A 26,362-nucleotide genomic window follows, 5' to 3' on the forward strand; every position below is an offset into this window, starting at 1 on the left:
TCACTCGCTCTCTGGCCGCAAAACAGCGCCACTTGAACAACCGAGAGTTATTGCACCCTCATATTGGAGTAGAGGGGGCCAGCTTGTAAGGTCGAATCGAGCGGCGTAGCATGCGAAAACAAAATCGGCAGGCGACAGCAACGTTAGCCACTTGCTACGGACTGTCGGTGGCGGGACAGTTGGACCGCTGGTTTTAAGCATCACGATCGATCAACTGTCCCTATCACTGTCTATCGATCTTATTCACGTCCATTGAAATGCCAAAGTGGCTCCTCTTACTATCGCACGATCTTCGCCGTGATCGGCGGCGCCTGATCGATGCTAGCACTATAGGAACGTTTGTTCATTTGAGGCGAGACAGGCCTATGGTTTCTGATCCCGTCTGATGAGCCGAAGAGGATTTCAGGCGGCATGTTGAAAAGTCATAGCCAGATCAAGAGTATTCAGTATCTGCGAGCCGTGGCGGCGATTTCCGTCGTCTTCTTTCACGTCAGTGAGACATACGACCTTGGATTTAAGATCGGAGCTTCCGGCGTCGATATATTTTTCGTGATCAGCGGTTTCATCATGTGGGTTACGACCCAGGGAAAACTGACGAGCCCACAGGAATTCATGTCGCGGAGAATATCGAGAATAGTGCCGGTTTACTGGATTGCGACGATCGTTACGGTTGTCATGATTATCATGAAGCCACTGTTCTTTTTCGAGGCGGATCCGAGTGCTACGAATTTTGTCGGCTCGCTATTTTTCCTGCCTCTTATCAAGGATGATGCGCTGCATCCCATTGTGGTGCAGGGTTGGACATTGTCCTATGAGATGTTCTTCTATCTCATCTTTTGCATTTCATTGCTCCTTTCGGAATTCAATCGGTTTTGCTTTTTGTTGATGGCTTTGGTTCTTATCGTTGCTGCGCATTCCCAGATGCCTTTCAGCTATGCGCGTGTTTTTACCGCGCCGATGATTCTGGAGTTCGCGGCAGGCGTCATAATCGGGCGGCTGTGGACATCGAATTTTAGAATCCCTTTTCGGATCGCCATGGTCTTGATGATAGGCGGATTTGTCTTGCTGCTGATCAGTGCGTTGCTGCCCAATCTCGATCGGGTCCTTCGCTGGGGCGTGCCGGCAACTCTTCTGATCTTGGGTGCGGTTTTTGCCGAACGAGAGCGAGGCTTGCCAGAGCTGGCGGTCATGCACTTCCTGGGGGACGCCTCTTATTCGATTTATATCTGGCATGTGCTCACCGGTGTCGTGGTGACCGCGATCCTGTTGCGCGTTGGGGTGCCGCATTTGGCGCTTCCCTTGCTCGTCGTGGCGGGCTCGCTGGGACTTTCCCTGGTTTGCTACGTCCTTATCGAACGCCCGATGCTTCGACTGATGCGTCCGTCTCGAACGAAGACCGTGCCGGAATAGTGAAGCTTTTGCTTGGCTGCAGCTAGAACGTGGGTCGCGAGTTTAGCGGCCACGAAGTGTTGGAGTGCAGATGGCGCGGGCGGCCGAGCGCACAGCAACGGCCTGTTGAGTTGGGCAGACTTTGCGCCGTGGCCCAACGATTGGAGCTGATGCGGCCTGAGGCGCCGAAGAATGACGTTGCCCGGCATTGCCGACAGCGCATGGCGAGTGCGCGAAAGCCTATGACAGTGTTTTCAAAGCTTTGATGGTTGAATGCGATGCAAAACCCATGTAGAATTCAACCGCATAAAAATATTGAGAGCGGTCAAATGAGAGACCGGTTTGTCAGATTTGCGGGAGTAGGCTGTATTTCCGCAGGCTTATTTCTTTTATTGTCCGATACTGCTTCGGCCGGCTGCTGGTCAGCTTTGAAAAGCCCGGAATGGCGACAGATAGCCTCAATAATTTCTACTGCAAAGCTGTGCGAACAGATGCCTTCAGGACCAAATCGCACCAGGAGGCTCGAGGTCACCGCTGTCGACTTCTGCACGGCTCCAAACGGCGTTTCAATCACCGCAAACGTATCTCTGACATGCGGATCGAGTTCGGAATCCTTCCTGCAATTATCACCACTGGACGGCAAGGTCGTGGCGACGGTGACGATGGATATCGGTGCATGCAAGATAACGGATTCGGATATAAATATTAGCGGCAAGGCCGGCGAGCTCTTGTCGGGCCTGCCGCAGACGCAAGAATTTCTGCGCAACTGGGCGCAAATACGCCTGTCGAATCTGTGCGGGATGCAGTGATCCGGCTGCGGGAGCAATCTGGATGGCGCGGGCCTGTTTAGAGCTTGTCTTCAGCGCGAGGGAACGCGATATAGAAAGCTGATGTTTCCCCCAAAGAGTTCAATTGGATGGCTGTTATCCTACGTGCTTGGCCTGCGCGATATGTGCGGGAGATGACGGAAGCCAACATACTGCCACCGCGTCGCTGCGGGCCTACATTGATTTTCAGGGTCGCACGAAGCGATTGGCCTTGGCCGCCCTATTCATATCCTTGCGCCGGAAGTAGATCGCCCGACCGCAGCGGATCGGACTGTTGCCCTGCACGATAATGATCTGCTCGTCCTTGCGCATCGATTGGGTGATCTCGTGTGGCATGATCAGCGGCCGGCGCTGCATGTTCACGCTCTCGGATTTGCGGGTGCCACCGCTTTTCATATCCCAGCCGATGTTGCGGGAGCGGCTTTGAACCTCGACGGTCATTTCCCCGCATTGCGCCGACACGTTGCGCGCGGTGTCGAGCGCTTTGATCGCCGCATAGGAGACGAAGGCACAGCCATCGATCCATGAGGTCGCTCCGTCCTTACCGAAATGCCGTTCCAGTTGTCCGACCGATTGATACATAAGCATCATGGTGATGCCGTACCTGCGACCACGGTCGCGAGCCTCCTCCAGCAACCGCATATAGCCGAGAAGATCGACCTCATCTAACATGAACAGCGCCCGACGCCCGAAGGCGCCGTCGGCCTGAATCATGGCATTGATCAGTGCACCGATGATGACGCGACCAACACCCGGATAGGAGCGCAGGATTGAAGCGGGTATGTTAAGGAACACATCCTTTCTGCCATTGATGATATCGCTCGACTTGAAAGTACTGCCGCACACAAGCGCTGCGTAGCCGTCCAGTGACAGCCATTGCGTATCCTTCGACGCGGTGGAATAGACGCCGCTGAACGTCTGCTCGGTCATGTTGGTGAAGACGCCGAGCGTTTCCCGAATGAAGGCTGACCCAGAATTCTCCTGAATGTTGCGCAGCACAGCAAGCACCGATGGTTCCGGCTCTGACACCATCTGACGCAGGCTGCGGAGATTTCGCCGGCCGGCATATTCCGGCGACAACATGACATGCGCCAGCAGACCGGTCAGAAGATTGTGCGCCTGGTTTTGGAAATAGGAGCTGGTCGAGGACTCGAAGCGCGCGCTCTCCGACAGCAGCATATGCGCGATGCCGACAATGTCCTCCTCCTTCTGTTTCGACACTTCGATGCTGTCGAGAACGTTGAAGCCAATGATCGGGTTGGTCGGATCTAGCACCATGACCTCCCGGCCAAGTGCGTGCGCACGGTGCTTGACCACCATCGGCGCGACCTCGGTGGAGGGATCGAGGCATATCAGTGGACCGGTGTAGCGGAGAGCTGTCGGCACGACATTGCTGGTCGTCTTGTAGCCGCCTGAGCCAGCGAAGAAGAGCATGTGGGTGGAATCGAAGTTTTGGCTGTAGGTTAGTAGCGGCGCCTTGCCACCTTTTCCCCAGGTGGCGCGATCGTTGGGATCGAAGGGCAGCTCATGAACGACTTCCTTGTCGACGCGATAACGCTCTCCAATGACGATCTCGCCATCGGGCGGAAATAGCTTCGCCGCCGCCGACATGGAAAGCCAGTCGGCGTCGCCGAAGATTCCGCGACGCGCGCGTCTGACCTGTTCGGGCAGGACGACAGAAATGCGGACAGCAACGGCCATCGCCATGAACCCCGCGAGCGCGCCGATCACGACGACCATATCGAGATAGGATAGCGCCCGTTCCCAGGTGACGACCCCATTCTCCACGAAAGGTGTCAAACGTCTGTATTCCCTGAGCGCGTAGAACCCCGCGATGCCGAGAAAGCACAGCAGGTTCCCGATCGCGATCGGTCGCCGGTGATGCAGTGGCAGCGCCCAGACGGCCAAAAGCCCCGCCAACGATCCGAATAGTAGCGCTGGCACCGGAGCTGCCCGAAGAAACCAATATTCCGCTTTGCCCGTCATGCCTGTGGCCAAACCCGACCACCGCCAGCCGACGATATAGACGGTGATCGCAGTCACCGTGATCGGCACGAACACGAGTGACAGACTCAGATGCAATCGACCCTTCAGCGCCATTCGGCGTTCTCCTCAATGTGCAACGGAACGGGATCGGGCGGAGGGGTTTTGAACGCCTCTTCGCCAATGTCGCGCAACCGCCTATGTTCGCTTGACCCCGGCGTCACTTGCGCCAGTTCGATGAGGCCGCCGAGCAGGAACGCCCGATCGGCTTTCGAAAGGCCGGCCTTCACGACGATGCCGCCGAGCAGGAATTTCTCGTGCGCTTCCTTCTTTCGATCAGCCCTCATCTGAAACCTCCGACGGCGCTCCAGTGCCACTATCTGGTGGTTGGTGCGTTTGAGGAGACGCGCCGCCAGCTCCTTTCTTTGCTTCTTTGCGAAATCGCGCAGCAACCTCTTCGAGGATCCGATCGAGCTCCTCGTCAGAAATCTCCATCTCCGCCAAGCCGGACTTGGTCGCAGCGCGGGCGAAGCGCTCGGCAGATTTAACTATTAAAACTCTTCGTCGTTCGCGGAGCTTCTCGATCTGTGCATCAAGGTCCATTATCGATGATTTTATGGCCATTTGTCACTTCCATTTCGATTGGGGCATCGTTTTGACAGCCTATTATACTGACTAGAACACATCAGTAAAATGGGTTATTTTGCGGCGGGGCGCAACATGCTCGGAAGGATTGGAGATCGATCATGGCGATCATGTTCGTCAGAGCGCAGATGATTGGCAGAGGCGCGGGACGCAGCGTTATCTCGGCTGCCGCTTATCGCCACCGCAAGAAGATGGTGGACGAACAGATTGGCACCGCTTTCCCCAGCAAGGGCATCGCGGCGGAACTGGTGCACGAGGAATTGGCGCTGCCAGATCAGGCGCCGGCTTGGCTGCGCAGCGCGATTGATGGTCGGACGGTCGCCGGCGCCAGCGAGGTCTTGTGGAATGCCGTCGAGACGGTTGAACAGAGGGTCAATGCGCAGCTTGCTCGCGAGCTGATTATCGCCCTACCGAAAGAGCTGGCGCCGGCCGAGAATATCGCGCTCGTGCGCGAATTTGTGCGCGAGAACTTGACCAAAAAAGGGATGGTCGTCGACTGGGTTTATCATGACAGGCAAGGCAACCCGCATGTCCACTTGATGATGACATTGCGTCCGCTGACCGATGAGGGGTTTGGGCTTAAGGTTGAGATGGTGATCGGAGAGGATGGTCAGCCGCTGCGTGTGCCCAGATCTGGACGTGCGACGGGAGATATCGTCTATCGCCGGTGGGGTGGTGACCGGCAGACGCTGAATGAGTGGAAGATCGCCTGGGCACAAACGGCCAATCGCCACCTTTCGCTTGCAGGCCACGACATCCACCTTGACGGCCGCTCCTATGCCGAAAAGGGATTGGACGGTATTGCTCAAAAACATCTTGGCCCGGCCAAGGCGGCCTTGGTGAAGAAGGGTGGGAAGATGTACTTTGCTCCGGCGGAGTTGGCCCGCCGACAGGAGATAGCGGACCGTCTTCTTCGCGATCCACAGCTCGTGCTGGAACAGCTCGGCAATGAGCGCTCCACCTTCGATGAGCGCGATATAGCGCGAGCGCTGCATCGTTATGTGGACGATCCTTCCGACTTCGCGAATATCCATGCGAAGCTGATGATTTCGGATGAGCTTGTACTGCTGAAACCGCAGCAGAGTGATCCCGAGACCGCAATGGCGGCGGAACCGGCGATCTTCACGACGCGGCATATGCTGCGCGTCGAATATGAGATGGTCCGGTCGGCGGAGATTTTGTCGAGGCGCGGTGGATTCGCAGTTGCGGAGAAGCGTGTCGCCGCGGCCATCAGAAACCTCGAGGAGCACGATTCGGAAATCGTGCTTCGTCTGGACAGCGAACAGATCGATGCGATCCGTGACATCACGCGCGACAACGGCATTGCGGCCGTCATTGGTCTTGCCGGCACTGGCAAGTCAACGCTTCTGAAAGCGGCTCGCATCGCCTGGGAAAATGACAGTCGACGCGTCATTGGCGCGGCCCTTGCAGGTAAGGCGGCGGAAGGACTTGAGGACAGTTCGGGGATCCTCTCACGGACGCTGGCTTCCTGGGAGGCCGCCTGGGCCGCCGGTCGCTCTAAACTCGAGCGTGGCGATATTTTTGTCATCGATGAGGCCGGCTTGGTGTCGTCGCGTCAGATGGCGCGTGTTTTGAAGGTTGTGGAGGAAGCGGGCGCGAAAATAGTTCTGGTCGGTGATGCGATGCAGTTGCAGCCGATCCAGGCGGGTGCTGCATTTCGTGCTATTGTCGAACGCATCGGCTTCGCCGAACTCGCCGGTGTGCGCCGCCAGCGCGAGGACTGGGCACGCGATGCATCCCGCCTGTTGGCGCGCGGCCAGGTAGAACCGGCGCTTGATCTCCAGGCAGCGCATGGTCGCATTACCGAAACGAACAGCAGAGACGAAGCCGTCGGTAGGATCGTTATCGATTGGACAAAAGCCAGGATGCAGTGTCTGGAGGAGGCGGACGATCCTGCAGATCGCGCTGCGCGCCTCCGCGGTGATGAATTGCTCGTTATCGCCCACACCAATGCGGACGTAAAGCGCCTTAACGAGGCATTGCGGGCGGTCATGGTCGAACAAGGGATACTGCGCGAACAGCGTACCATCATGACTGAGCGCGGCAAACGCGAATTCGCCGTCGGAGAGCGCATCATCTTCCTCGAGAATGCGCGCCTCGTTGAGCACAGGGCACAAAATCTCGGTCCTCAGCATGTGAAAAACGGTATGCTCGGAACGGTGATGTCGATTACCGGCAGGCCCGGTCACACGCTGCTTTCGGTCCGTCTCGACAGTGGCCGTGAGGTTGTCTTTGGCGAGGATAGCTATCGCAATATCGACCATGGTTATGCGGTGACGATCCATAAGTCGCAGGGTGCAACCGTCGATCGGACCTTCGTGCTGGCAACTGGCATGATGGACCGGCATCTGACCTATGTGGCAATGACGCGTCATCGCGACCGGGTCGATCTTTATGCGGCAAAAGAGGATTTCGTACCACGCCCTGAGTGGGAAAGGCCGGCGCGTGTCGATCATGCCGCTGGCGTTAGCGGGGAGCTCGTGGCGGTCGGTCAGGCAAAGTTCCGCGAGGGCGCCGATGTCGACCCAAGCCCCTATGCCGAGGTGAAGACCGACGACGGAAAAACACATCGCCTCTGGGGCGTCAGTATGCCGGCGGCATTGGAGAAGGGCGGTATCTGCGTCGGCGATACCGTGACCTTGCGCAAGGACGGCGTCGAGCGAGTGACCGTGAAGGTGCCAGTCGTCGATGGAGAGAACGGCACAAGACGTTACGAGGAACGGCTGGTCAAGCGCAATGTCTGGACGGCGCAGTGGGTTGAAAGCGGTGAGGCGCGCCGCATGCGTATTGAGCGCGAAAGCCATCGGCCGGAACTATTCAAGCCGCTGATCGAGCGCCTGTCGCGCTCGGGTGCCAAGACGGTGACGCTCGATTACCAGAACGAGGTTGGCTATCAGCGCCACGTCGATGATTTTGCGCGCCGCCGCGGCATCGACCGGCTTGCCGAAGCTGCGGGCGAGATCGAAGAGGCTTTGTCCAAGCGGTGGACATGGCTTGCCGAGAAGGGGGAGAAATTGGCTGAGCTTTGGGAGCGCGCGAGCATTGCATTGGGGTTGGCGATCGTCAGGGAGCGGCGCATGGCTTACGATGACGACAGAGTGGCGTCACCGCCCATTGCGCGCAATAAAGTTATGGAGGATCCGCGTAATCTGCTGGGGCCGATGACGTCATTCCCGCGAAGTGTTGCTGAGGATGCGCGCCGCGCGCAGGAGGCGTCGACAGCGTGGAAGGGGCGAGAAGTTATTCTGCGAACCCTGATCGAGACAATCTATCGCGATCCCGATCGGGCGCTCCTGGCACTAAATGAGAAAGTATTAGGGACTGAGCCGAGACGCCTTGCCGAAAGCCTCGCCCGATCTCCGGATCAACTCGGACCTCTGCGCGGCTCTGAGCATTTGATCGACGGGCGCGTGGCACGTGATGAGCGCAATGCGGCCATGACAGTTGTGGCGGATATGACAGCTTTGGCGAGAGCTCATGCCGAAGCCTTCCGCAAAGATGCTGCAAAATTTGAGTTGCTCGAGCAGAACCGTCGCTCATCGATGTCCGTGTCCGTTCCGGCGCTCTCCGAAAAAGCACTTGCTCGCCTGTCCGAAATCGAGGTGGTGCGTATGAAGGGCGGAGAGGATGCCTATAAATCCGCCTTCGCCGTTGCCGCTGAAGATCGCGCGATCGTGCGGGAGATCAAGGCGGTCGGCGAAGCGCTGACTGCACGCTTCGGCTGGAGCGCCTTCACGTCGAAGGCCGATGTCATTGCCGAGCGTAGCATGATCGAGCGTATGCCGGAGAACCTCACACCAGAAAAGCGTGACGAGCTGGCGAGGCTATTTGAAGCCGTAAAGCGCTTTGCAGAGGAGCAGCATCAGATCGAGCGGTACGATCGGTCGCGAGCCCTTGCCACCGCGAGTGTTCCGGAAAATAAGGTTGCGCCGCCCATGCTTCCCGCCGTCACCGAATTCAGAACGCCGGTTGAAGAGGAAGCTCGCAGCCGGGCTTTGGCACGATCTTATCATCGGCAGCAACGTGCCGCACTCGCCGAGACTGCGACACGGATCTGGCGTGATCCTGCAGATGCGGCTCAGACAATCGAGAGCTTGGTTCTCAAAGGCATATCTGCCGAGCGCATTACCACCGCCGTCCATAACGATCCAACTGCTTATGGCGCACTCCGCGGTTCCGGCAAGATGATGGACCGGCTGCTTGCACCCGGTCGCGAGCGAAAGGAGGCGCTGCAAGCTGTCGCCGACATGGACATCAGCATCAAAGCGCTCGCATCGTCTTATGTCGCCGCATTTGAGATGGAGAGCCAAACAATCACGGAAGAGCGCCGGCGCATGGCAATCGCCATTCCGGGACTGTCGCAGTCCGCACAGGACGAGCTTGTTCGTTTGATAAAAGCGGCAAGACTGCGCAATCAGGCTTTAGATGCCGCAGTCGCCACGTTGGATCCGCAAGTTCGCGGGGAGTTTGCTGCGGTCAGTAAGGCGCTCGACGCCCGTTTCGGGCGAAGCGCCATCGCTCGTGGTGGTAACGATGCCGCGAACCTGGTGCCCGCCACACAACGACAGGCATTCGAGGTTATGCGTGAATCTCTGAAGGTCTTGCAGCACGCAGTTCGGATCGACAGCAATCAGAAGATCATTGCAGAGCGTAACACTCGTACGATCAGTGGAACGCGGGCGATCGGGAGTTAGGGGTGCAAAGGATGGATCTCGCATTTCGCCAAATGGTCATGAACCAATCTATCGCCCAGACCTGATTGGGATTTGCCGCTTCCTCCGGCCAAAGGAGCGCCTAGCAGGAGAAGCTGACTTCAATTTTTTGCCGACATCGGTTGTGGTATCGCCCGTTCGCTGCGCCACTAGAGTGTTTGAATCATTGCCGATTGAACGTAGCCGCTGACGCGGCGCGCCGGAGAGGATGGAACTGGGAACTCATATGTAATTGTAACTGCTATATGATTTCTTAGATCAATCGCCAAAGGCTGCGGCTTCTTCCAGGTCTGTTCGAATGTCGTAGCCCGGATGAACAGGTAAGACCGGGAGCGGACCGTTGGCCATCCGGCGTGGTTCGATGGCCTCAAGTCCGGCCACGTCATCGCAGATACGGCCTATGACGCCGTGCATTTCCACGACACCATTCTGGATGCCGGCGCTATTCCGGTCATCCCGCCGCGGTCAGAGCGATGCCACCCGCAACGCTGCGACTGCGCCTCTACAAAAAACGCAACCTCATCGAGCGCTTCTTTGCAAAGCTCAAGCAGTTCTGCCGGCTTGCCACCCGCTACGATAAGCTGCTCGCCGACTTCAGAGGCTTCGTCATCATTGCTGCCATAACGACGTGGCCGTGACAGTTACGTCACTACAGCCTGTGCTTTGCCTAATGGAAGGCGATCATGCGCGTGTCTGACTTCACGGCGAGAAGGATCGCCTGGCGTGCCGCCCTTTTTCCGCCCAACTGATCGGGCTTGGTTGCACAAGCCTTTAAAGGAGAAGAGCACTTAGCCGAACCGCTCGGTGCGTTCGAGCACCAACGGCAACAAATGCCATTCGCTATGCGAAAGTTTCGTGTTTCACCGGGGTCCTATCATATGGCGCAGCGATTGGCCCGCACGGTCATTCCGCTCATCGGAGCCTTGGCGGCAACTCTCCATGCCGCACATGCTGCGCCTCCGGCGGCGCGCCTAGCTCCGCAGGTGAAGCACACCAGCGATTACCGCACTCCTGTTATGCGGCAGGTCCACATTGTACCGACCATCAGCGGACCAGGCTTGTTGACTCTCTTCGGAGCCGATGGATTGCAGGCGCAAACACTACGGGAGATGGGAAACGCGTCGATCTTCGCCACGGATGACATCGCGCGAGCAATTGAGGGCTTCTACGGACAGCCAAAGGCTAAAACAATTTGGGTTGATGCAGGCGGGCCAACGTCGAAGGCAATCCAGGCACTGAGCTTTCTCAAACAAGCGGATGACTGGGGCCTCAATGCTGGCGACTACACAGTTAAGCAGACCTACGACCGATATCCCAAGGGTTCGACTGAGAGAACTCAGGCGCTTGCACAGTTCGAGGCCAGTCTGAGCACCAAGTTCCTCATGTTCCTGCAAGACAATTATCGTGGACGTATCGATCCGAACGCGCTCTCGAACTATTACGATTTCAAGCGCAAAAGTCTGGATCTAGCGGCCACCCTGAGTGAGCTTGGCTTAGCTCCAAACCTGTCGCTCGTAATCAAGCATGTGGTGCCAGACAACGCCAAATTTGCGCAGCTCGCGATCGAACTCCAATTTCTTCGCAGCTCGTCCGCTTCGAGCAATACATTGGCCGATATCAACAAGGTTGTCGTCGCGATGGAAGAACTGCGGTGGCTTCCGCGGGAGTTTCCGGATCGATACGTCTTCATCAATCAGCCTGCGTACATGGCCTATTATCAGGAAAACGGGCAACTGGCTCTTTCGATGAAGGCGGTGATTGGGCAGCAGGATCATCAAACAAACTTTTTCGATGCAACCATCAAAACGGTCGAGTTCAACCCTGATTGGGGCGTTCCGCAATCGATCATCAAGAACGAAATGCTACCCAAACTGCGGCGCGATCCCAACTACCTTGACCGGGAAGGCTATAAGGTTTCCGTTAAAGGCAAAATGATGCCGTCGGCAAAAGTCGACTGGTCGCAACCCCTGGACAACATCTCGGTGGTGCAGCCACCGGGGCCGGAGAACGCGCTTGGTCGTTTGAAGATTCTGTTTCCTAATCCGCATGCCATCTACATGCACGACACCCCGGCTAGGGGAAAATTTGCGTCACAGGATCGTATGTTTAGCCACGGATGCATCCGCCTTCAAAACCCTCAGGCGATGGCGGCAGCCGTGTTGAAAACCTCGATTGATTTCGTTGATGGTCAGATCGCAGACGGAGCAACAAAGGACATGCCCGTCCCCGAGGAGGTGCCGGTATATGTCGCTTACTTCACCGCCTGGCCGACAACTGACGGAACCGTGCACTACTACGAAGATATTTACGGTCGTGATGCCGAAACGCTAAACGCAATTGCGGCGATCACCGCGAGCCGTTCGAACACCTAACGGAAGCGAGCGCGATGTGGATTGGCGTGGCTCTTGTGAATATTGATTTTGCCGCGTGAACGGTTCTGCGTCCATGGTGCCCCTCTCTTTTACCAGCTCCGACCCAACGGCTTGCCGACCGGCGGCCGAAAAACATTTTATAATGTGTGAGTTCATGGCGAACCGCGACTAGCGGAACTGCAGAAGCTAACCCGCATGTCTCACCTGAGCGAGCAGTTTCTTGCGGAAGACTTCGGCTGGCGTTCGCTAGCCAAGACATTTGCGCGGTGTGGCGTTGAGCCGGTTGCAGATATCGATCAGATCGGCCTCTGTGATCGACAATGGATCGACCTCTCTCGTAAGCCATTTCCCTACCCGGCCGTTCTCATTCTCGACCGTGCCCTTCCACCAAGGTGATTGTGGATTACAGAACAACGTTTGCGCGCGTATATTTGCCTGAAGATAGGCCAGTCTGTGAACTCGGTGCCGCGGGCGAAGGTGATCGTAAGACGAGATTGTCTTGCACCCGCATTCAAGCGCGCCTTTCCAAGCGAGCCCGCGCGGGAGAATTTGCAGATCTCAGTGAGGCAGAAGTCCGGCAGATTGAAACCATCTATGCCGAGACGTTCCGGCGTGCGGCGAACCGGGCTCCCGAGGGGGATCCGAGCTATCGGCGGCGGGAAAGATCGACCATTCGCCTGTTTTTGCCAGAGGATGCCCCTCCAGTCGGAGACAAGCGGATCCATTCCGGTACGGTGTGGGAGATCTTGAACAGACTGGTCTCGAGTATTGTTCGTATGCCGAAAAAGGTGAGGATGTTTCCTGCGACGATCCAGAAAATTAAGCCATTGTCGACAGCCCTGATAATCACGCGGCCGTCATCAAATTCAAGGGATCTTTCCAGACCTTTAGCCGTCACCGAATGGCACAGAGCGGCTATCGGTCGGCAAATTTGTTCAAGCAATGTATTGGCATCGGACGACAGAATGTGAGTTTCTGCAATATAGTCGCACATCTTGATACCGCCAGTTCTCGATTTGATGGCTGTGGCTCGCTCCCTTCGCGGACCACCGCGCGATTTGGAACGACATCGTAGAAAAGTGGTCGTAAACTGATTGCAGACACATCCATCCGGGACCGCCCCTTCTATTCGATGTATTAATTGTCAATCTATCCCGCTTCATCGAGCACCTCGCTGATTCCATGGGCTAGTCCCTCGATCTCCTCGATGCTGTGGCTAGCCGTGAGGCAGATGCGCAAGCCAGCCTTGCCTTTTGCGACGGTCGGAAAAAAGATCGCCGAAGTGAAGAAACCTTTATTAAGAATGCGGCGTGCGGCATGGATAGCTGACCTCTCACCTCCGAATTCTATGGTGCGAATTGGCAGCGTTGAGCCTGCCTGTTCGCTGGCGACCTTTCCGTCGAACGCGATGATCCGCTGTCCAAGTGCGTCTTGGCGCAGTTTGAGTTCCTCCGTGCGATGCAGAGCCTGTGACGCCATGGCGGCGCCAATTGCTGCGAGATTCAGCGATGCGGAAAAGGCATATGCGATCGAAAAGCGACGGAACAATTCTTCCTGCCGCAATGTGCCGAGCATCAGCAAACCTCCCGAAGCACCAAAACCCTTGCCGAGCGATGCGGCGATGATCGTGCGCTCGCCGAGTGACCGGCCAACCTGTGATCGTACGAAGCCTTCGCCGGACGTGCCGAATAGGGAAATTCCGTGGGCGTCATCAATATAAAGAAACAGGCCGTACCGATCTTGTAGAGCCAGGAGATCTCCAATCGGCGCGCTGCCGCCCATTGAATAGACGCCATCGCAGACATACACGACGCGGTCGTTGCGTCGGCAAATGTCCTCAAGCGCATTGAGATCGTTGTGGGCGATTGTTTCGACCCGTGTTTCGTTAGCGACGACGGGTTTGTGAAAGGCAAGCGTTGCATGCGCCAGCCGATCGAAGACGATCGTTGGTCTTTTATTTTCGGTAAGATGCCCGGAGGCGAGGAGCGGCAAGGCTCCCATATTGGCAGCTAAAACCGTCGTATAGGTTATGACCCGGGCGACAAATAGATCGGACAGCGCGTCTTCGAGTTCGCCAAGCATGCTGAAATTTAGTCTCGTTCTCGCGCAGGACCAGTGCAGAGCATTGTGTCGCCGCACCGCCTCTATGGCGCCTTCGAGGATTTGCGGATGATTGTCGAGGCCGAGATAGGAGCAGCGAACAAAGTCTGTGACCTGACGGTCCTCGGAAGCTGCAGACCAGAAAACGGATCGATTCTTGTCCGGCTTCACGTAGAGTGCCATGAGGCCTTCTCGCTCAGCGGCCGCAAGATTTCGGTCGGCGAAGTTTATGACGCTCAGGGTGTTGCGGTAAGGCCGCGGCATGGCTGCGGCCGTGGGCGAATGACGATCATCGCTCATTGGAATATCCGAATTGTTCGTGGTGGCGGCAACGACACGAGCAGCGAATGGACCCTGCCGGTGCGTATCGCATCTCAACTGCGACGCGATGTCATTTTATTGCCGTGAAAAGGGCCGGCGAACAACGATCGCTTCGGTAATATTGTTGGAAGATACCGTGAAGCCAAGGACACGGAGTTGAATGTTCGATGAACGTGCTAGAAGCAGCATCATATTGATGACCGGTTCGATTTCGTAGCGAGAGCGACGTTTCTGGCAGTCAGTCCGCCTTCTGATAATCCTCAAGTGCGTAACCAGCGGCACGCACCGTCCGGATAACGTCGCGACCTGCGATATTCTTGAGCGCCCGGCGTAGACGCCCGACATGCACATCGACGGTTCGAGGCTCTACGAAGAAACCTTCGGGCCAAGCCGCTTGAATCAGATCGTCGCGGCTGAATACATGGGTTGGCTTTTGCAGGAAATGTTGAAGAAGACGAAACTCGATAGGGCTTAGTCGCACCTCCGTGCCGTTGATTTCAACGCGTCGGGCATCGAGTTCCATCGTGATCTCCGCGTAGACGAGCTGGTTGCGTGAAGCTTTCTCAACGGATGATCGCGAGATGTTATTTGGCAGCAAACTTGCCAAATAAGATAAAAATCGCTCCGGATTGAACGGACGCATGAAAATCTCATTCACGCCTGTTTTGAGGGCCTCAAGATAGAGTTCCTGATTGCCTGCTCCCACGATGACAGCGATCGGTAAAGCTTTGTCGACCGAAGCTGCCCTGACTTCCGCCACAAAATCGCTGATTGGGAAGGCATCGATGTGGCAATCTACGATCACGGCAACCAAGCCATCTGAGCTTATGCCGGCCAGCGCTTCTTCAGTTCCTTCGGCCAAGGAGGACTCGAAACCTTCTGCGTTTAGGATGTGTGCGAGCAGAAGATAAAATCCGTAATCCGGTGAGCGGATGAGGACGAGTGGTTTCATCGATAGCGTCCTTTCAAACGATAGACGCCGGCGCGCGACAATAAGAGCAAATCAAAGATCGCGTCGCCGGCATTTTTGATGCAACAAAAATAACTTCCATCGGTAGCGATCTTGTCCGAGTTCGCGACTATATGGTGTTATTTTTTTGTCACAATTTCATATTGCGCGTAAAGAGGGAAAATCGTACAAATTTAGTCATATATTTGTTGCGACAAAAAGGAGGATGGGTGCGACAGCCCAAAACCAGGACGACTCAGAGCCGAGATTGATGTCGAGGCAGATGGATTGGTGCGAATAAAATAGGAAGAGGCCAGGGATCACACGACACATGCGATATTCCGCAGTCGTGACTCACTCGTGAGAACAACGTCCGGCCTATAGATCGACCCGTGCCGGACACTCACGGGAGAGTTCCTATGACTGTGATCGATTCTTCTAAACATCGTCAATTGCCGTACTTGGGCGATAATATCTCTAATTGGTTTGATGGCGAGCCGGCGGCGGCAGCGTTGGCCGCGCAGGTGGTCTATGGTCCTGATGCGGCACTTGCTGTGGCTTGGTGCGCGTTATCTGCAAAGATAGATGGGCGTGTATCGGATGGCCATTTCTGGTTCGCTGTTTTCAATTTATTGCATTCCGGCGGGTCTTTGTCGGTTGGCCCAATAGACCACGCACTGCCCCTGAATGCCGGCAACATGCCGCACTAGGGATACCGGCTGCGGTGACAGACGTGGGTTCTGTACGGAGGCCATGATTGATGGCGAGCGATGTCGGAGGTTTGCGGTATCGATTGGAGCTTTGCGCGCAAGCGGCGGCTGGATCTTAAATCCCGATCTGCGTCGTCTGGTTAAACCCGGTACTGGTCGGCGATCAATATCTGAACGTGACGCCGCTTACTCCAAAAGGGCTGATTATGCGATCGCGATTCCAGGACATACCAGGCGGCTAAGTGGATGACGCGTCGGCACCTGGTTAGGAACCCGCCCGGCCAGATGGTCTGCACGGAGAGGCCTTGTCATAGCCGGCTCGGCGGCTAGCTATATCGCTTTGTCAAGGTACAGCCACCATCGGGCTGATGCCGCCTGGCGCCTGCGGTCCCAGGCGGCCCTTGGGCGCCGAGGTAGTGGCATAGATCAGCGTCTCCCATTGCAGGGGTCTAACCAACGTGCGGGAGCATGAGCGAAGCGGAGCGGCGCCTGATACGTATGATCTGCGTCGGACTTTCCACCATGGTAAATTCAAAGGCTGTCTCAGTAGAGTTTGAGTCTACTTCACTGTGATTTCCAGGAGACGATCCGGCTAGGCAATAAAGGTGCCGATCGTCGATCGCAAGACTGGCGAGATCTGCGAGGCGGCCATGCCTGCGCAAGAGTCGTGACTTCCGACGCTATGAGATTGCGGCTTTGACCCGAGGATTTCTGCTATGGCATAAGATCCTCAAGCCATAATTTGACCTTGCCTGCGATCAAGCGGCTGTTTTTTTCAGCCGCGCAACCACTTCTCTTGATCGTCTGATAACGGCATCAGTTGTGATGTCGAAGTTTTTCAGGACTTCGGTTCCCTTTCCTGATGCGCCGAATGTATGCATGGCGACGAAGCCGCCGTCTAATCCAAGGTATTTGTCCCATGAAGCTTGAACGGCAGCTTCGATGGCAACGCGGGCTCGCGTCCTACCGAGTACCATCGAGCGATACTCATCATCCTGTTGGTCGAAAATGAGCTGGCAGGGCAGAGAAACAACCGCGGTCGGTATACCTTCCGCTTGAAGTGCGCTGCGTGCCGCAAGTGCCAGGTGCAGTTCTGAGCCGCACGACAGGATCGACAGCTCGCGCTCTCCTCCAACCGCATCCGCGAGAATGTAACCGCCCCTTGATGCAAGATTGCTGGTTGAACGATCTCGTCGCAGCAACGGCATCGATTGCCTGGATAGTGCGAGGAGGGCAGGGTGCTCCGATCTGTCGAGTATAGTTTCCCAGCATTCGGCTGTTTCGATCGCGTCGCCGGGCCGATATATCGCCAGATCGGGGATCGCTCGTAGGGCACTTAACTGTTCGACGGGCTGGTGGGTAAAGGTCTCCGCCAGTGAGCGGGTGTGGGCGCCAGACCATCGCTTCACAAAAAGTACGACAGACATGTGCAGTTCACGTCCGACAAGCGTTGCTTAGGGGAACATCAGCCCGCTCACTTCTTGTCGAAATCTTCCACGTTCACTCCGAGAGCCTTCGCGAGAGCTTGCTTGCCGCTGTCAGGCAGCCTCGCGAGGCTGCTGCTGATGCCTTCCTGCCATGACGGTCCTCTCTCCCATGCCTCTTCGTAGGCATCGGCCAGCACGTCTCCCTGGCGCGTCTCCACGAGGGCTTCGAAGAGCAAAGCTGCCTGAGATCGGTCCTTGTCTGCCTTGGCGCGTCCGAGCGCGTCTGTCAGTCGTCTGGAGGCCACGATGAGCTTATGGACAGCATACCTCTCGGGAGCAGGTAGGAGGATGTTTACGCCTTCACGATGGAGAAGCACCGTGCGGACAGGTTCGTAGATCAGGTAATCGAGAAATCGCAGGTTTTCCGCCGACGCGCCGCCGAGGGCAGGCATGGGCGACGGCTTGCCCGTGTATTCGTCCGAACCCCGGTTTCCCGTTAAGAACTCGACTCGGTAGCCCCTGCCGTTCATGAACGCGACGACTTTCGCTTGGTCCGATGGATGCGGGAGCGACCGGAAGCTGGGATCGATCGACTGGAGGATCTCCAGTACAGGCGGCAGGCTGTCGCCGACCTCGGCGGAGATCGCGAAATCCTGCGCGAAATCGGCATCACCTGTCTGCATTGCTGAAGAGGGCAGCCGAACGCCGAGAAGGCCCGCATAGGTGCCAAATGCCACCGACCCGATCAGGACGGCTCGCAGTCGGAACAATCCTGCGTCCGCAAGGGCCTTCGTGATGTCGCCCGCGAAGGGATCCGGACCGGGAAGGCCAGCACGACGCAACGAGCTAACCATGCGCCGGCGCTCCCTAATGTTGTCCTTGATCTCCTTGTGAGCTTGCACCCGTGCCGTAATCTCTTCGTCGCTGTGCGGGCCGACATAGCTTCGCTTGTCGCCGTTTGGAGTAGGGAGATCGAAATACCAGTAGTCGCGGCCCTTGACGGGAACCGTGACAAATCGGCCCTCCAGTGGAAAGTCCGCATGGAACTGCGCATCGAACGAGCGCTGCACCAGCTCCGCGAACATCGTTCGGTATGCCAGATCGATCTCTTTCATCGGCATTTCTTCCTTCTGAAGCGCAGTGAGCCGCTGGGCCGCCAACTCGGCCATTGCCTTTCGTAGGCGGCTTTCTTCTTGAAAAGATGTCTCCGCTCATCTCAGACATCACTCATTATAATGTTTCTGCAGAAACATTATAACTCTCCTGTTCCATGTCAATGATGGCGCCAATTATAATGTTTTTGCACAAACATTATAATTGCGGCGGATGAGCGGTTACGGATCTTTCATCCAGCGACGACGAAAACCTTGGCGGCAATTGAAACGAGATATTTGTCCTGATTGACCCTTACGGGACCAAGAACCGTGCTGCACGCCCGCTCTGTCGCGTCGCGCTGTTGTAATAACTTGATGCCTGCTGAACCGAGCGATGTCTTGATTGATCCATCGCCTCGAGGAGGGGAATTCCGCGGGTGGCGGCCTCGGTCAGATAGCCGGATCTAAGCCCGTGTGCGGAAAACTCCCGCACCTCCAACCCAGCCTCAGCCACCCGCCGCTTGACAATATCATTGACCGCCTTCGGATCGAGCGCGCGGCGGGAAACATTGCCCCAGCGATCGATCGCCCGAAACACGCTGCCGCTGTCGATCCTGGCGGCGTCCAGCCAGGCGTTCAGAGCGTCCACGGGCCGACCGCTGAGATATCCAAGGCGATCGTATCGGCGATAAAGGCATCCGCCGACCTCGCTTCAAGGTTTAGCTGGCGGAGCAATTCGTCGGGGAAGTCTCTCAGATTATCGGTTACGATTATAGCGGCTTGCGTTTTCAGTGCGGCAGCAACTACATGCGCGTCGTTTTGGTCAGGGAGACCCTCGCAAGCGGAGAGAAACTGATCAAAGTCAACGACCATCGCTTCCTCGAATGCCGCCTCCATGCTTGCTCTCGCGCGCGATGCCCGTACTGCGGCATCGGCGACGCCCTTATCGACCAGGATCTTCTCGACGGCCTTCTGGGCCTCATCAAGAACAGTTGCGGACCAGCGGAGGCGAAAAAATTCCGCTTCCGCTAGGGTCAGCAGCAAGTTTCGCTTCAGTGCACTTGCAAGTGTGCAGGCGTCAACGAAGGCAGTGAAGCGGTTAGCGAACAAGCTTACAGATACTCCGCATCCAATTCGGCAAGATCTGAAAGGGCTTTACTCCGCTTCTCGTCGCGTTCCTTCTTGTACTTGAAAAGATGATCTGCCTGAATCCTTCGATGTCGACCAACAAGCGAGTGCTCGATCTCGCCGTTATCGAGCAAGGAGATCAGAAATGGCCGCGATACATTGAGAATGTCCGCCGCTTGCTGTGTCGTCAGCATCTTACTGACGGGAACGAGCGTCACCGCATCACCTTTGCCAATATGACGCAATAGCTCCGTTAGGAGACTGGATAGCGCTGGGGTGAGGATAATCTCCGTCAACTGCTGCGTCTCTTCGTCCAGCAAGCGCAATTTTGCGTCGCCGGTAGCATGAGCGGCCAGTATCTTCCGCAGGTGGTTTGCTGCAGCTTTTTCGGAGGCCGAAGGCAGGCGCCCACCCCGTTCCTGGGCTGCTGCTGGAACTGTCATTTTGATGGCCCTCCATTCGAAACCAATTTCTACTCTACATTCGCAGCAGACGAAATAAACGAAATAAACGAAAGCGCCCGTAGCTTTTAGGGCCGGCTCGACACCGGCTTTGTCGAAAGCCTGGTCTGCGGCTCAAATCCGTTCAACTGCCCGGATGCCAAATGACAGTGCCTCAGGTTTTACTCTCCTCAAGGCGCTCGATCGCCGATGATAATGTCAGGCGAACTATCAAGGACGTGAGTCGGTCCGCGCTGTTCGATCCATAACTTTGGTTGGACGCCAGAGGCCACACGGGCTTTCGACAAGGCAAATGTACAGACGAGCGTAGATTGATCTCCTCGAAGTGCGCCTTATCGGGGGCGCCGTGATCAAATGCCAGCGAAAATGCGTTTGACCTAAATTTGCACGCCGGAATAGAATAAAGTAAAGAGTAGGGAGCTCGTCGGTCATTTTCCTTTGCCCTAGCCTTGAATGGGATGCAGCCCCCTCGGGAAAAGACGCTGCGGTGAGCACATATTCCAGGGCTTTAATCCTGTCTGCTTTTCTGACGACCTGTTCGAGCATTCAGGCGTTCGGCTAGGAGCCGTTTCAGGACATCGATCCTCAAAACCCAAGGAGTAGCTTGATGCGACGCAGTGACGGCAAACGAAAAGCTGGGGCTATCCGTTTTTTAGCCGCTTCGGCGCTGTTCATGGTAGCAAGTGGTGGCGCCCACGCAGCAGGCCTCGATTGCTCAAAGGCGGCTTCGACTGTTGACCACATCATCTGCGGCGACAAAAGCCTGATCGGCAGAGACAGACTTATGTCTAAGCTTTACGCGGTAGCACGGAATAAAGACGACAATGGTGCGGTACGTGCTGCTCAGCAGCAATGGCTCGCCAAGGTACAGGCGTGCGGCGATGCCGCCTGTGTGAAGGAGCAATACGACGACAGGATCCCCAATCTGATCACGAATAGTAGTGGGATCGCAACGACATCATACTCGCGATCTCACAGTTACAGCGACGGCAGCAATTATAGTGGGACGTTGCAGATGTTTGGTCCAGATGGCGGCCTTGCGGTGGTTTCCATCAGCGGTATTTACGCGGCGCGAGACGCTGCAACAAACGGCAACGTCTATGCCAGTGGATTGGATGGCGTGGCCACAATGAGAGGCGGTCTGGGACACATGGATATGGGCGACGGATGTATCGTCACGCTTCGACGCTTTGGAAGCCAAGCTTGGCGCATAACCGTGACAAAAAAATGCACGCAAGAACAAGCCGACTATATTGAGCTGGACGGCGTGTATCGGCGCTGATCGGCCCGTGAACATTAAATTTCGCTGCTTGCGATCATCGGCGCCTGTTCTCGATTTTATCGCCGATTCTGATCGAGCCTAGCAGTGTTCCCTCGGGATAGATGAGTATTTAGCACGGATTAATGAGGGCGTGACGGAGGCCAAGGCAATGCTTCTGTTAGGCGGGAGGGGATAATTTATCGCCAAGTGGTTGAAGATGGATTGGCGATTGACGGTTCGATTGCTACTGTCCGTTTCATGACGGCTTTCTCGCAGGACACTAGCCAGCCAATCCGCCTCCTGTTCCGGCTGCCATTGCTGACTTTGCGACTCCTGTGGCGTTTCTGGCCGCAGCTTATGGTGCTGTGGCTACTCGGACTGATTGGAAATTCACTTCTCAACGAATTTGCAGTCATGATCGGCCGGTTAAATGCATTGGCCGGCCTGTCCACCTTGGCACTGGTCGTGCTTCTCAAACTGGTGATTATCGTCGCGCTGTTCGAGACCGTACGACCGGGATTGCCGGCACTCGACGCCGCCTCACGTGTTGCGGCCGCGCGCCCCGATAGCGATGGCGGGGACAGTCCTGCGATGCCGGGCTTCACATCGCTGCTCGCGCTCACCCTCGTGCCATTCTTCGCCTATTATGCCGCCTGGGGCTTCCTGGGCGATACGGTAAGAGAATATTCCAGGCTGTCGATCGACCTGACGATGTTCGGCGAAGACTATAATCCCCTGAAATTCGGTAGTAGCGCCTGGCTCCTCGTGTCGGTCGCCGTCGCCTGGGCGGTCCGGCGCTTCGCCAAGTTCATGCACAAGCGATCGAAGGCTCCGATCTGGGCGATCATCATCGTGGTTTGCGAGGCGAACTGGGCTTTTATCGGTCTCTACGTCATTTCCACCTGGGAGGGCGATATCCGCTCCTGGGTGGCCAACCTCCCCGAAACGATCGGACATTTCCTCGGACTTCTCAATCCGGTTGGCGATGCTGCGGCAGCCACTGTCTTTCCGCCGACTGCGGAAGCTGCTTCGATTTCCTTTTCCAGGCAAATGCGCGGTCTGTTCCTCTATGCCCTCTATCCCGTCGTATGGCTGACTCTTGCGGCACTGGTCTATGGCTATGACATCAATGGCGAACGACCGCTGACAGAAGGTCGCCTGACGCGTGCAGTTTCGCGATGGGAGGCACTGCCGAAAGCCATACGCGATTTCATTTCGCACTTCATTGCAGGGACGGCCAAACGCTATCGCGCCTTGGCGGAGGGCGTCGGCCTGACCTTAAGTTCCGGCATCGGGCTAACGCTCGGCGTTATCGTGCTTTACAGGATGCTGGATTGGAGTTCTGCATGGGCCTGGTACGGGGTATCCCGTTTCATCGGTCCGCACGATTTGCCTTTATGGCAGATGATTGCCCAGGCCATAACGCTCTTCTTTGGCAGCCCCAGTTCGCCGGGTGACGGCGTTCTCGTCATGCCGATCAAGATTTGCCTGCTTGCCGCTGCGCTGGAGATAGGTTTTGCGCAAGGACGGCAATGGCGCCGAAGCGGCGATTGATCCTAGTTTAGCCGCAGCGGAAAGGAGATGGTGTCCGGCCGCGTCGAGTCGAAGCTTAGCCGTACCGACAATGAGGGGATCGCATCGGCCGGTACGACAAACTTTTCTTCGATGAGCGCGCTTGCTCCCTTGGCTGGCGGTTTGCGAGATGCTGCGTCACACCCGTCGACCGGCGTTGCCTTCGGATCGAGATCGCGGCTGATATCGTTGGAAAGAATGAAATTGAGCGGAAGCCAACGTCGCCCGCTGGGATCCGTTAGGGTCAGCTGACATTGCGCCCAGGAATCGCCGATCTCTTCTTCGGCTTTTGCGGTCATTCGCACAATCAAAAGGCGCATTTGCCCTGGGAAGGTTATCTTCGCATCGCGGCCATCGCCAATCAGTCTTGCCTGATCGAGTGACCATAGGGCCTTGGCATAAGCGTGTCCGTCGACGCTGTCATGGACCCGCAGCTCGTTTCGTCGAACGTAGTCCTGGGCATTGCGCCATACATTGATGGCGTAGTTGCCTGCCAGCAGGAAGGGTAGGCTCACCAAGGACGCCAACCACAGCCGTTGTTCCCGTCTAGACACCATTATCGCCAATCTCCGCCCGGTCACGCATCTCGATGGTGCTCTGATCGAGTTTAACGCGAATTTCAGAGTCCAACTGCGGTGACGGCTGCTTGGAAACGACCAGTGTCATATCGCGCGCGTCTGCTTCCGGCAGTTCGAATATGACTATGCCCGTGCTCGACAGGCCCGGCTGCAGCGTTTTGGTCGACACCAGACGAGGCGCGCCGTCCGCGCGGTGGCTTTGCCGATAAAGACGTCCGGAAGCCCCTTCTATTTCTGCCGCCTGGATCGTCATCGTTTCATGTTTTGTCTGGAGTTCGACGCCGGCAATCACCCAGACGCCCTCCGTCTGCCGTTCGATTGGCTTTCCATAGCGGGTGAATGCAAGCGTCTTGGCGCGTATGATCTTGTCGACCTTGACGCTAAAGGTCTTGCTCGACACGGCATCCTTCTGCCGGCCTATCGTCTCGATTGGTCCCGTCAGGACGGCATAGCTTGGCGTCGTGGATTGCAGGAAGGCGAGTATGAGGGCAGCGAGGCCGACCAGCACCAGGGAGAGAAGCAGCCGCATCAAGGGGTCGCTCCTTCCGCGGCCGCGGCAACCGGCAGATCGACGCGCGCTATGTTGGTGGGATTGAACCATCCCGGCGCGGCATAAAGATTGTCCTTCGGCTTGTACGTCGTACCGATGACCGTTACTTTCAGGACCTTCGGTAATGCCTGTGTTGCCGGCAGTTCCCAAACGGCCTCCACTGCTTCAGGCATCATCGGCTGAAGATCCCAAAGTTGCTCGCGATCCCGGACGAGATAGAATTGCGGCATCGGCGCGTTCGGAATGTTGTCGAGTTTGATTGCGTCCCGATACAGGTTCGAACTCTCCGCGGTCAGGTTCTCGAGCGTCAGATCTACCGTTAAGGCCTTCTTGCCATTGGAGACGCGTAGGCCATCCGGTGTTTGGGCAGCCAGACTGGCAGAATTGAGTGTGACTTTCCACTGACCGCTATCGACGGAGGCGCCGGCCGCTACACGCGTCACCTCCGCGCCCGTGCGGGTTTCGTAGACCGATAGTCCGAGCGATAGCGCACCGGCCAGAAGGCCGCCGATTCCGGCGACGATGCGCGTCTGGAGTGCTTTGTTCGTTTTTTTGATGATCGATTGCTTCATCGCCGGATTCAATTGGGACTAGCATTTGCCACCAGGGATCGAGCCTGAACCAAGCGACAATCCTTATGTGGTACATACGCGCGATCCGGCAAGGGTGTTGATTTCAATCTGGTCCACCCTTGCCGAGATTCCAGCCGCGGCCGTCTTGTCATGCTCTCTCCTGTTCCTGGCATCTAACCCGAACTCAGGCAGAAATTCCACTTATCCGCGTTGTCCACATGTCCCGAGCCAGTTCTGCTCTCTTTTTTAGACTTTCGACATTTCCGTGTTATGTGCGCCCTCAAAACTGAAACGGAGATTTTTGTAAGCATGATTGAACTGACCCCGTCGCAGATCGCCGGGCTGAAACTTGCCCAACAGGGGGATCTTTATCCCCAGTCGCCAAAGAAATGGACCCATGAGAACGCGACTGTGACGTTCGCTAAATCCGACCGCTGGAAAGAACGTCCGCAAAAGATAAAATTCACAAGCGACGTCACATTAGGCCAGTTGACGGCGCAGGGCCTTCTAGAACGGCGACACCTTGATGATGATGCTGCGAAAGACGTCTATGGTATCACGATGGCCGGAAAGATCTGGCTGTTGAGGAACAAGTAGAGTTCCTAATCTATTCCCTTTTCCACCGACCGTCCTGCCAATGGCATGGTCTTGGACAGATATCGAGTTTGACGGAGATGGCGGTAACCGACCATTTCGTCGTTTCTTTTAGCCTAGCCCCACGAGCGGATGGACTGACCCCCGAAAGTCGGTGTCCAGGGGTTTTCTTTTGGCTAGAAGCCACTCTCCCGATCTCACGGGAGAGTGGCTTGGCGCATAAGTCGCTCCGGATACGCTGCCGAATCTCACGGACGAACGCGGATGATCGTCTTCCCGGTGCGTCGCTCGGTCGGGCTGAAGGCGGCAATGGCGTCATCGAGGGTAGAGATGGTGCCGATGTTCGCGCGTAGGCGTCCATCCCGCACCCGCTGACCGATCTCGCTCAGTTGGGAACGATCGGATTCGACGACGAAGTCGATCGCCAAGCCGTCGGCGGGTCGCGCCTCGACCGGCCCAACGATGGAGACCAACGTTCCACCGGCTCGTATCAGGCGTGCGGACCGCTTCTGGATGTCGCCGCCGACAACGTCGAACACCAGATCGACGCCGCCCACGTCTTCGAGAACATCGTTTTCAAGATCGACGAATTCCTGCGCACCGAAGTCGTGCGCCTTCTGACGATCGGCAGCGCGTCCAGTACCGATGACATAAGCGCCGGCCTCTCGTGCGAGTTGCGTCGCCATCGTGCCGACCGCGCCGGCGGCTCCATGCACAAGGATGCTCTGACCCGCCTGAAGGCGGCCGTGCTGGAACAGCCCCTGCCACGCGGTTAGGCCAGAGATCGGGAGGCTTGCCCCCACCGTGAAGTCGACGTCGCCCGGCAGCGGTGCGAGGTTGCGTGCCTCGATAGCTATATACTCCGCTAGGCTGCCATCGCGATACCAGTCCGAAAGCCCGAAGACTCGCTGTCCTACCGATAGTCCCGTCGTGCCGTAGCCGAGCGCGGTGACCACTCCGGCCAGTTCATGCCCGGGGATCGACGGCGTGCGCTGGTGTGGTACCGGCCGCAGTGATGACAAGCACTGGCTTTGCCGAACCCCTGGTTAAAACGAAACCTACGGCCGCAAACGAGGATGGCGATCTTTCTGCCGCC

Annotated in this window: 23 protein-coding genes and 2 pseudogenes; 9 read left to right on the forward strand and 16 right to left on the reverse strand. The window is 56.7% G+C overall.

Features of this window, described 5'->3' with window-relative positions; genetic code table 11:
• Nucleotides 1-411: 411 nt before the first annotated feature.
• The gene (locus CCGE525_RS25315) at nt 412-1,410 is read left to right on the forward strand and encodes an acyltransferase family protein (protein WP_120707093.1); all 999 of its coding nucleotides are present in this window, start codon (nt 412-414) and stop codon (nt 1,408-1,410) included.
• A 308-nt stretch (nt 1,411-1,718) separates the two neighbouring features.
• On the forward strand, nt 1,719-2,198 hold the full coding sequence (locus CCGE525_RS25320; RefSeq protein ID WP_162950298.1) for a hypothetical protein: 480 nt from the start codon (nt 1,719-1,721) through the stop codon (nt 2,196-2,198).
• Nucleotides 2,199-2,402: 204 nt separating this feature from the next.
• On the opposite strand, the gene traG is transcribed toward CCGE525_RS25320, so the two are convergent.
• The 3 genes from traG to CCGE525_RS25335 are packed head-to-tail and all read right to left on the reverse strand — an operon-like array spanning nt 2,403 to nt 4,823.
• The gene (gene traG / locus CCGE525_RS25325) at nt 2,403-4,316 is read right to left on the reverse strand and encodes a Ti-type conjugative transfer system protein TraG (protein ID WP_120707095.1); all 1,914 of its coding nucleotides are present in this window, start codon (nt 4,314-4,316) and stop codon (nt 2,403-2,405) included.
• Nucleotides 4,307-4,546: a conjugal transfer protein TraD gene (locus tag CCGE525_RS25330; RefSeq protein WP_120707096.1), complete on the reverse strand. Its 240-nt coding sequence runs from the start codon at nt 4,544-4,546 to the stop codon at nt 4,307-4,309. The genes traG and CCGE525_RS25330 overlap by 10 nt, the downstream gene beginning before the upstream one ends.
• Nucleotides 4,536-4,823, reverse strand: a complete 288-nt coding sequence (locus CCGE525_RS25335; protein WP_120707097.1) for a TraC family protein — start codon at nt 4,821-4,823, stop codon at nt 4,536-4,538. Before CCGE525_RS25335 ends, CCGE525_RS25330 begins: the two co-directional genes overlap by 11 nt.
• A 122-nt stretch (nt 4,824-4,945) precedes the next feature.
• On the opposite strand from CCGE525_RS25335, the gene traA reads away from it, so the two are divergent.
• The 3 genes from traA (at nt 4,946) to CCGE525_RS25350 (ending at nt 11,949) form a co-directional block, all read left to right on the forward strand.
• Entirely contained in the window at nt 4,946-9,559 is a 4,614-nt protein-coding gene (traA, locus tag CCGE525_RS25340; protein ID WP_120707098.1) for a Ti-type conjugative transfer relaxase TraA, read from the forward strand.
• A gap of 491 nt (nt 9,560-10,050) precedes the next feature.
• The gene (locus CCGE525_RS25345; protein WP_120707099.1) at nt 10,051-10,215 is read left to right on the forward strand and encodes a transposase; all 165 of its coding nucleotides are present in this window, start codon (nt 10,051-10,053) and stop codon (nt 10,213-10,215) included.
• 240 nt (nt 10,216-10,455) lie between these two features.
• Nucleotides 10,456-11,949: a L,D-transpeptidase family protein gene (locus CCGE525_RS25350; RefSeq protein WP_120707100.1), complete on the forward strand. Its 1,494-nt coding sequence runs from the start codon at nt 10,456-10,458 to the stop codon at nt 11,947-11,949.
• Nucleotides 11,950-12,195: 246 nt separating this feature from the next.
• On the opposite strand, the pseudogene CCGE525_RS39120 reads toward CCGE525_RS25350, so the two are convergent.
• From CCGE525_RS39120 to CCGE525_RS25365, 4 genes and pseudogenes are all read right to left on the reverse strand, one after another.
• Nucleotides 12,196-12,443 (reverse strand): annotated as a pseudogene (locus tag CCGE525_RS39120) (transposase); the annotation flags it as partial.
• 152 nt (nt 12,444-12,595) lie between these two features.
• Entirely contained in the window at nt 12,596-12,943 is a 348-nt protein-coding gene (gene rctB / locus CCGE525_RS38440; RefSeq protein WP_162950300.1) for an SMa0974 family conjugal transfer regulator, read from the reverse strand.
• Nucleotides 12,944-13,098: 155 nt separating this feature from the next.
• Nucleotides 13,099-14,349, reverse strand: coding sequence for an 8-amino-7-oxononanoate synthase family protein (locus CCGE525_RS25360; RefSeq protein WP_120707101.1), 1,251 nt, complete (start codon nt 14,347-14,349; stop codon nt 13,099-13,101).
• A gap of 259 nt (nt 14,350-14,608) precedes the next feature.
• A complete protein-coding gene (locus tag CCGE525_RS25365; RefSeq protein WP_120707102.1) occupies nt 14,609-15,322 on the reverse strand; it encodes a winged helix-turn-helix transcriptional regulator in 714 nt (237 codons plus the stop codon).
• Nucleotides 15,323-15,738: 416 nt separating this feature from the next.
• On the opposite strand from CCGE525_RS25365, the gene CCGE525_RS25370 reads away from it, so the two are divergent.
• On the forward strand, nt 15,739-16,029 hold the full coding sequence (locus CCGE525_RS25370) for a hypothetical protein (protein ID WP_120707103.1): 291 nt from the start codon (nt 15,739-15,741) through the stop codon (nt 16,027-16,029).
• Between the two features lie 758 nt (nt 16,030-16,787).
• On the opposite strand, the gene CCGE525_RS25375 is transcribed toward CCGE525_RS25370, so the two are convergent.
• The 5 genes and pseudogenes from CCGE525_RS25375 to CCGE525_RS25395 all read right to left on the reverse strand — a co-directional run bounded on the left by CCGE525_RS25375 (nt 16,788) and on the right by CCGE525_RS25395 (nt 20,121).
• Nucleotides 16,788-17,456 (reverse strand): transketolase-like TK C-terminal-containing protein, encoded by a 669-nt coding sequence (locus CCGE525_RS25375; RefSeq protein ID WP_120707104.1) that lies wholly within the window; start codon nt 17,454-17,456, stop codon nt 16,788-16,790.
• A gap of 47 nt (nt 17,457-17,503) precedes the next feature.
• Nucleotides 17,504-18,571 carry a nucleotidyltransferase family protein gene (locus tag CCGE525_RS25380; RefSeq protein ID WP_120708620.1) on the reverse strand — a complete coding sequence of 356 codons (1,068 nt, stop codon included), beginning with the start codon at nt 18,569-18,571 and terminating at the stop codon, nt 17,504-17,506.
• A gap of 292 nt (nt 18,572-18,863) precedes the next feature.
• Nucleotides 18,864-19,229, reverse strand: a pseudogene (locus tag CCGE525_RS25385) (tyrosine-type recombinase/integrase); the annotation flags it as partial.
• Nucleotides 19,187-19,660 carry a PIN domain-containing protein gene (locus tag CCGE525_RS25390; RefSeq protein WP_342637452.1) on the reverse strand — a complete coding sequence of 158 codons (474 nt, stop codon included), beginning with the start codon at nt 19,658-19,660 and terminating at the stop codon, nt 19,187-19,189. The pseudogene CCGE525_RS25385 and the gene CCGE525_RS25390, both read right to left, overlap by 43 nt.
• A gap of 2 nt (nt 19,661-19,662) precedes the next feature.
• Complete coding sequence (locus CCGE525_RS25395) at nt 19,663-20,121, reverse strand: helix-turn-helix domain-containing protein (protein WP_120707105.1); 459 nt, start codon at nt 20,119-20,121, stop codon at nt 19,663-19,665.
• A 625-nt stretch (nt 20,122-20,746) separates the two neighbouring features.
• On the opposite strand from CCGE525_RS25395, the gene CCGE525_RS25400 reads away from it, so the two are divergent.
• Together CCGE525_RS25400 and CCGE525_RS25405 are read left to right on the forward strand one after the other, a co-directional pair.
• On the forward strand, nt 20,747-21,421 hold the full coding sequence (locus CCGE525_RS25400; protein WP_120707106.1) for a lysozyme inhibitor LprI family protein: 675 nt from the start codon (nt 20,747-20,749) through the stop codon (nt 21,419-21,421).
• A 186-nt stretch (nt 21,422-21,607) separates the two neighbouring features.
• A complete protein-coding gene (locus CCGE525_RS25405; protein ID WP_162950301.1) occupies nt 21,608-22,954 on the forward strand; it encodes a hypothetical protein in 1,347 nt (448 codons plus the stop codon).
• A 2-nt stretch (nt 22,955-22,956) separates the two neighbouring features.
• On the opposite strand, the gene CCGE525_RS25410 is transcribed toward CCGE525_RS25405, so the two are convergent.
• The 3 genes from CCGE525_RS25410 to CCGE525_RS25420 are packed head-to-tail and all read right to left on the reverse strand — an operon-like array spanning nt 22,957 to nt 24,672.
• Nucleotides 22,957-23,487, reverse strand: coding sequence for a hypothetical protein (locus tag CCGE525_RS25410; protein WP_162950302.1), 531 nt, complete (start codon nt 23,485-23,487; stop codon nt 22,957-22,959).
• Between the two features lie 31 nt (nt 23,488-23,518).
• A complete protein-coding gene (locus tag CCGE525_RS25415) occupies nt 23,519-24,079 on the reverse strand; it encodes a hypothetical protein (RefSeq protein ID WP_120707109.1) in 561 nt (186 codons plus the stop codon).
• Nucleotides 24,079-24,672, reverse strand: a complete 594-nt coding sequence (locus CCGE525_RS25420; protein ID WP_120707110.1) for a hypothetical protein — start codon at nt 24,670-24,672, stop codon at nt 24,079-24,081. Before CCGE525_RS25420 ends, CCGE525_RS25415 begins: the two co-directional genes overlap by 1 nt.
• Nucleotides 24,673-24,981: 309 nt before the next feature.
• Here CCGE525_RS25420 and CCGE525_RS25425 point away from each other — a divergent pair, with 309 nt between their 5' ends.
• On the forward strand, nt 24,982-25,269 hold the full coding sequence (locus tag CCGE525_RS25425; RefSeq protein WP_120707111.1) for a hypothetical protein: 288 nt from the start codon (nt 24,982-24,984) through the stop codon (nt 25,267-25,269).
• Nucleotides 25,270-25,514: 245 nt separating this feature from the next.
• Here the strand turns inward: CCGE525_RS25425 and CCGE525_RS25430 are convergent, their stop codons facing one another.
• Nucleotides 25,515-26,288 (reverse strand): NADP-dependent oxidoreductase, encoded by a 774-nt coding sequence (locus tag CCGE525_RS25430; RefSeq protein ID WP_245472290.1) that lies wholly within the window; start codon nt 26,286-26,288, stop codon nt 25,515-25,517.
• Nucleotides 26,289-26,362: the final 74 nt, after the last annotated feature.

Source organism: Rhizobium jaguaris (genome assembly GCF_003627755.1).
In the GTDB taxonomy this organism is placed as follows: Bacteria; Pseudomonadota; Alphaproteobacteria; order Rhizobiales; family Rhizobiaceae; genus Rhizobium; species Rhizobium jaguaris.

Excerpts from the sequence above, each read along its gene's own strand:
- CCGE525_RS25315 (WP_120707093.1), top strand. The coding sequence starts at position 412 with ATGTTGAAAAGTCATAGCCAGATCAAGAGTATTCAGTATCTGCGAGCC.
- CCGE525_RS25320 (WP_162950298.1), top strand. The coding sequence starts at position 1,719 with ATGAGAGACCGGTTTGTCAGATTTGCGGGAGTAGGCTGTATTTCCGCA.
- traG (WP_120707095.1), bottom strand. The coding sequence starts at position 4,316 with ATGGCGCTGAAGGGTCGATTGCATCTGAGTCTGTCACTCGTGTTCGTG.
- CCGE525_RS25330 (WP_120707096.1), bottom strand. The coding sequence starts at position 4,546 with ATGAGGGCTGATCGAAAGAAGGAAGCGCACGAGAAATTCCTGCTCGGC.
- CCGE525_RS25335 (WP_120707097.1), bottom strand. The coding sequence starts at position 4,823 with ATGGCCATAAAATCATCGATAATGGACCTTGATGCACAGATCGAGAAG.
- traA (WP_120707098.1), top strand. The coding sequence starts at position 4,946 with ATGGCGATCATGTTCGTCAGAGCGCAGATGATTGGCAGAGGCGCGGGA.
- CCGE525_RS25345 (WP_120707099.1), top strand. The coding sequence starts at position 10,051 with ATGCCACCCGCAACGCTGCGACTGCGCCTCTACAAAAAACGCAACCTC.
- CCGE525_RS25350 (WP_120707100.1), top strand. The coding sequence starts at position 10,456 with ATGGCGCAGCGATTGGCCCGCACGGTCATTCCGCTCATCGGAGCCTTG.
- rctB (WP_162950300.1), bottom strand. The coding sequence starts at position 12,943 with ATGTGCGACTATATTGCAGAAACTCACATTCTGTCGTCCGATGCCAAT.
- CCGE525_RS25360 (WP_120707101.1), bottom strand. The coding sequence starts at position 14,349 with ATGAGCGATGATCGTCATTCGCCCACGGCCGCAGCCATGCCGCGGCCT.
- CCGE525_RS25365 (WP_120707102.1), bottom strand. The coding sequence starts at position 15,322 with ATGAAACCACTCGTCCTCATCCGCTCACCGGATTACGGATTTTATCTT.
- CCGE525_RS25370 (WP_120707103.1), top strand. The coding sequence starts at position 15,739 with ATGACTGTGATCGATTCTTCTAAACATCGTCAATTGCCGTACTTGGGC.
- CCGE525_RS25375 (WP_120707104.1), bottom strand. The coding sequence starts at position 17,456 with ATGTCTGTCGTACTTTTTGTGAAGCGATGGTCTGGCGCCCACACCCGC.
- CCGE525_RS25380 (WP_120708620.1), bottom strand. The coding sequence starts at position 18,571 with ATGAAAGAGATCGATCTGGCATACCGAACGATGTTCGCGGAGCTGGTG.
- CCGE525_RS25395 (WP_120707105.1), bottom strand. The coding sequence starts at position 20,121 with ATGACAGTTCCAGCAGCAGCCCAGGAACGGGGTGGGCGCCTGCCTTCG.
- CCGE525_RS25400 (WP_120707106.1), top strand. The coding sequence starts at position 20,747 with ATGCGACGCAGTGACGGCAAACGAAAAGCTGGGGCTATCCGTTTTTTA.
- CCGE525_RS25415 (WP_120707109.1), bottom strand. The coding sequence starts at position 24,079 with ATGCGGCTGCTTCTCTCCCTGGTGCTGGTCGGCCTCGCTGCCCTCATA.
- CCGE525_RS25420 (WP_120707110.1), bottom strand. The coding sequence starts at position 24,672 with ATGAAGCAATCGATCATCAAAAAAACGAACAAAGCACTCCAGACGCGC.
- CCGE525_RS25425 (WP_120707111.1), top strand. The coding sequence starts at position 24,982 with ATGATTGAACTGACCCCGTCGCAGATCGCCGGGCTGAAACTTGCCCAA.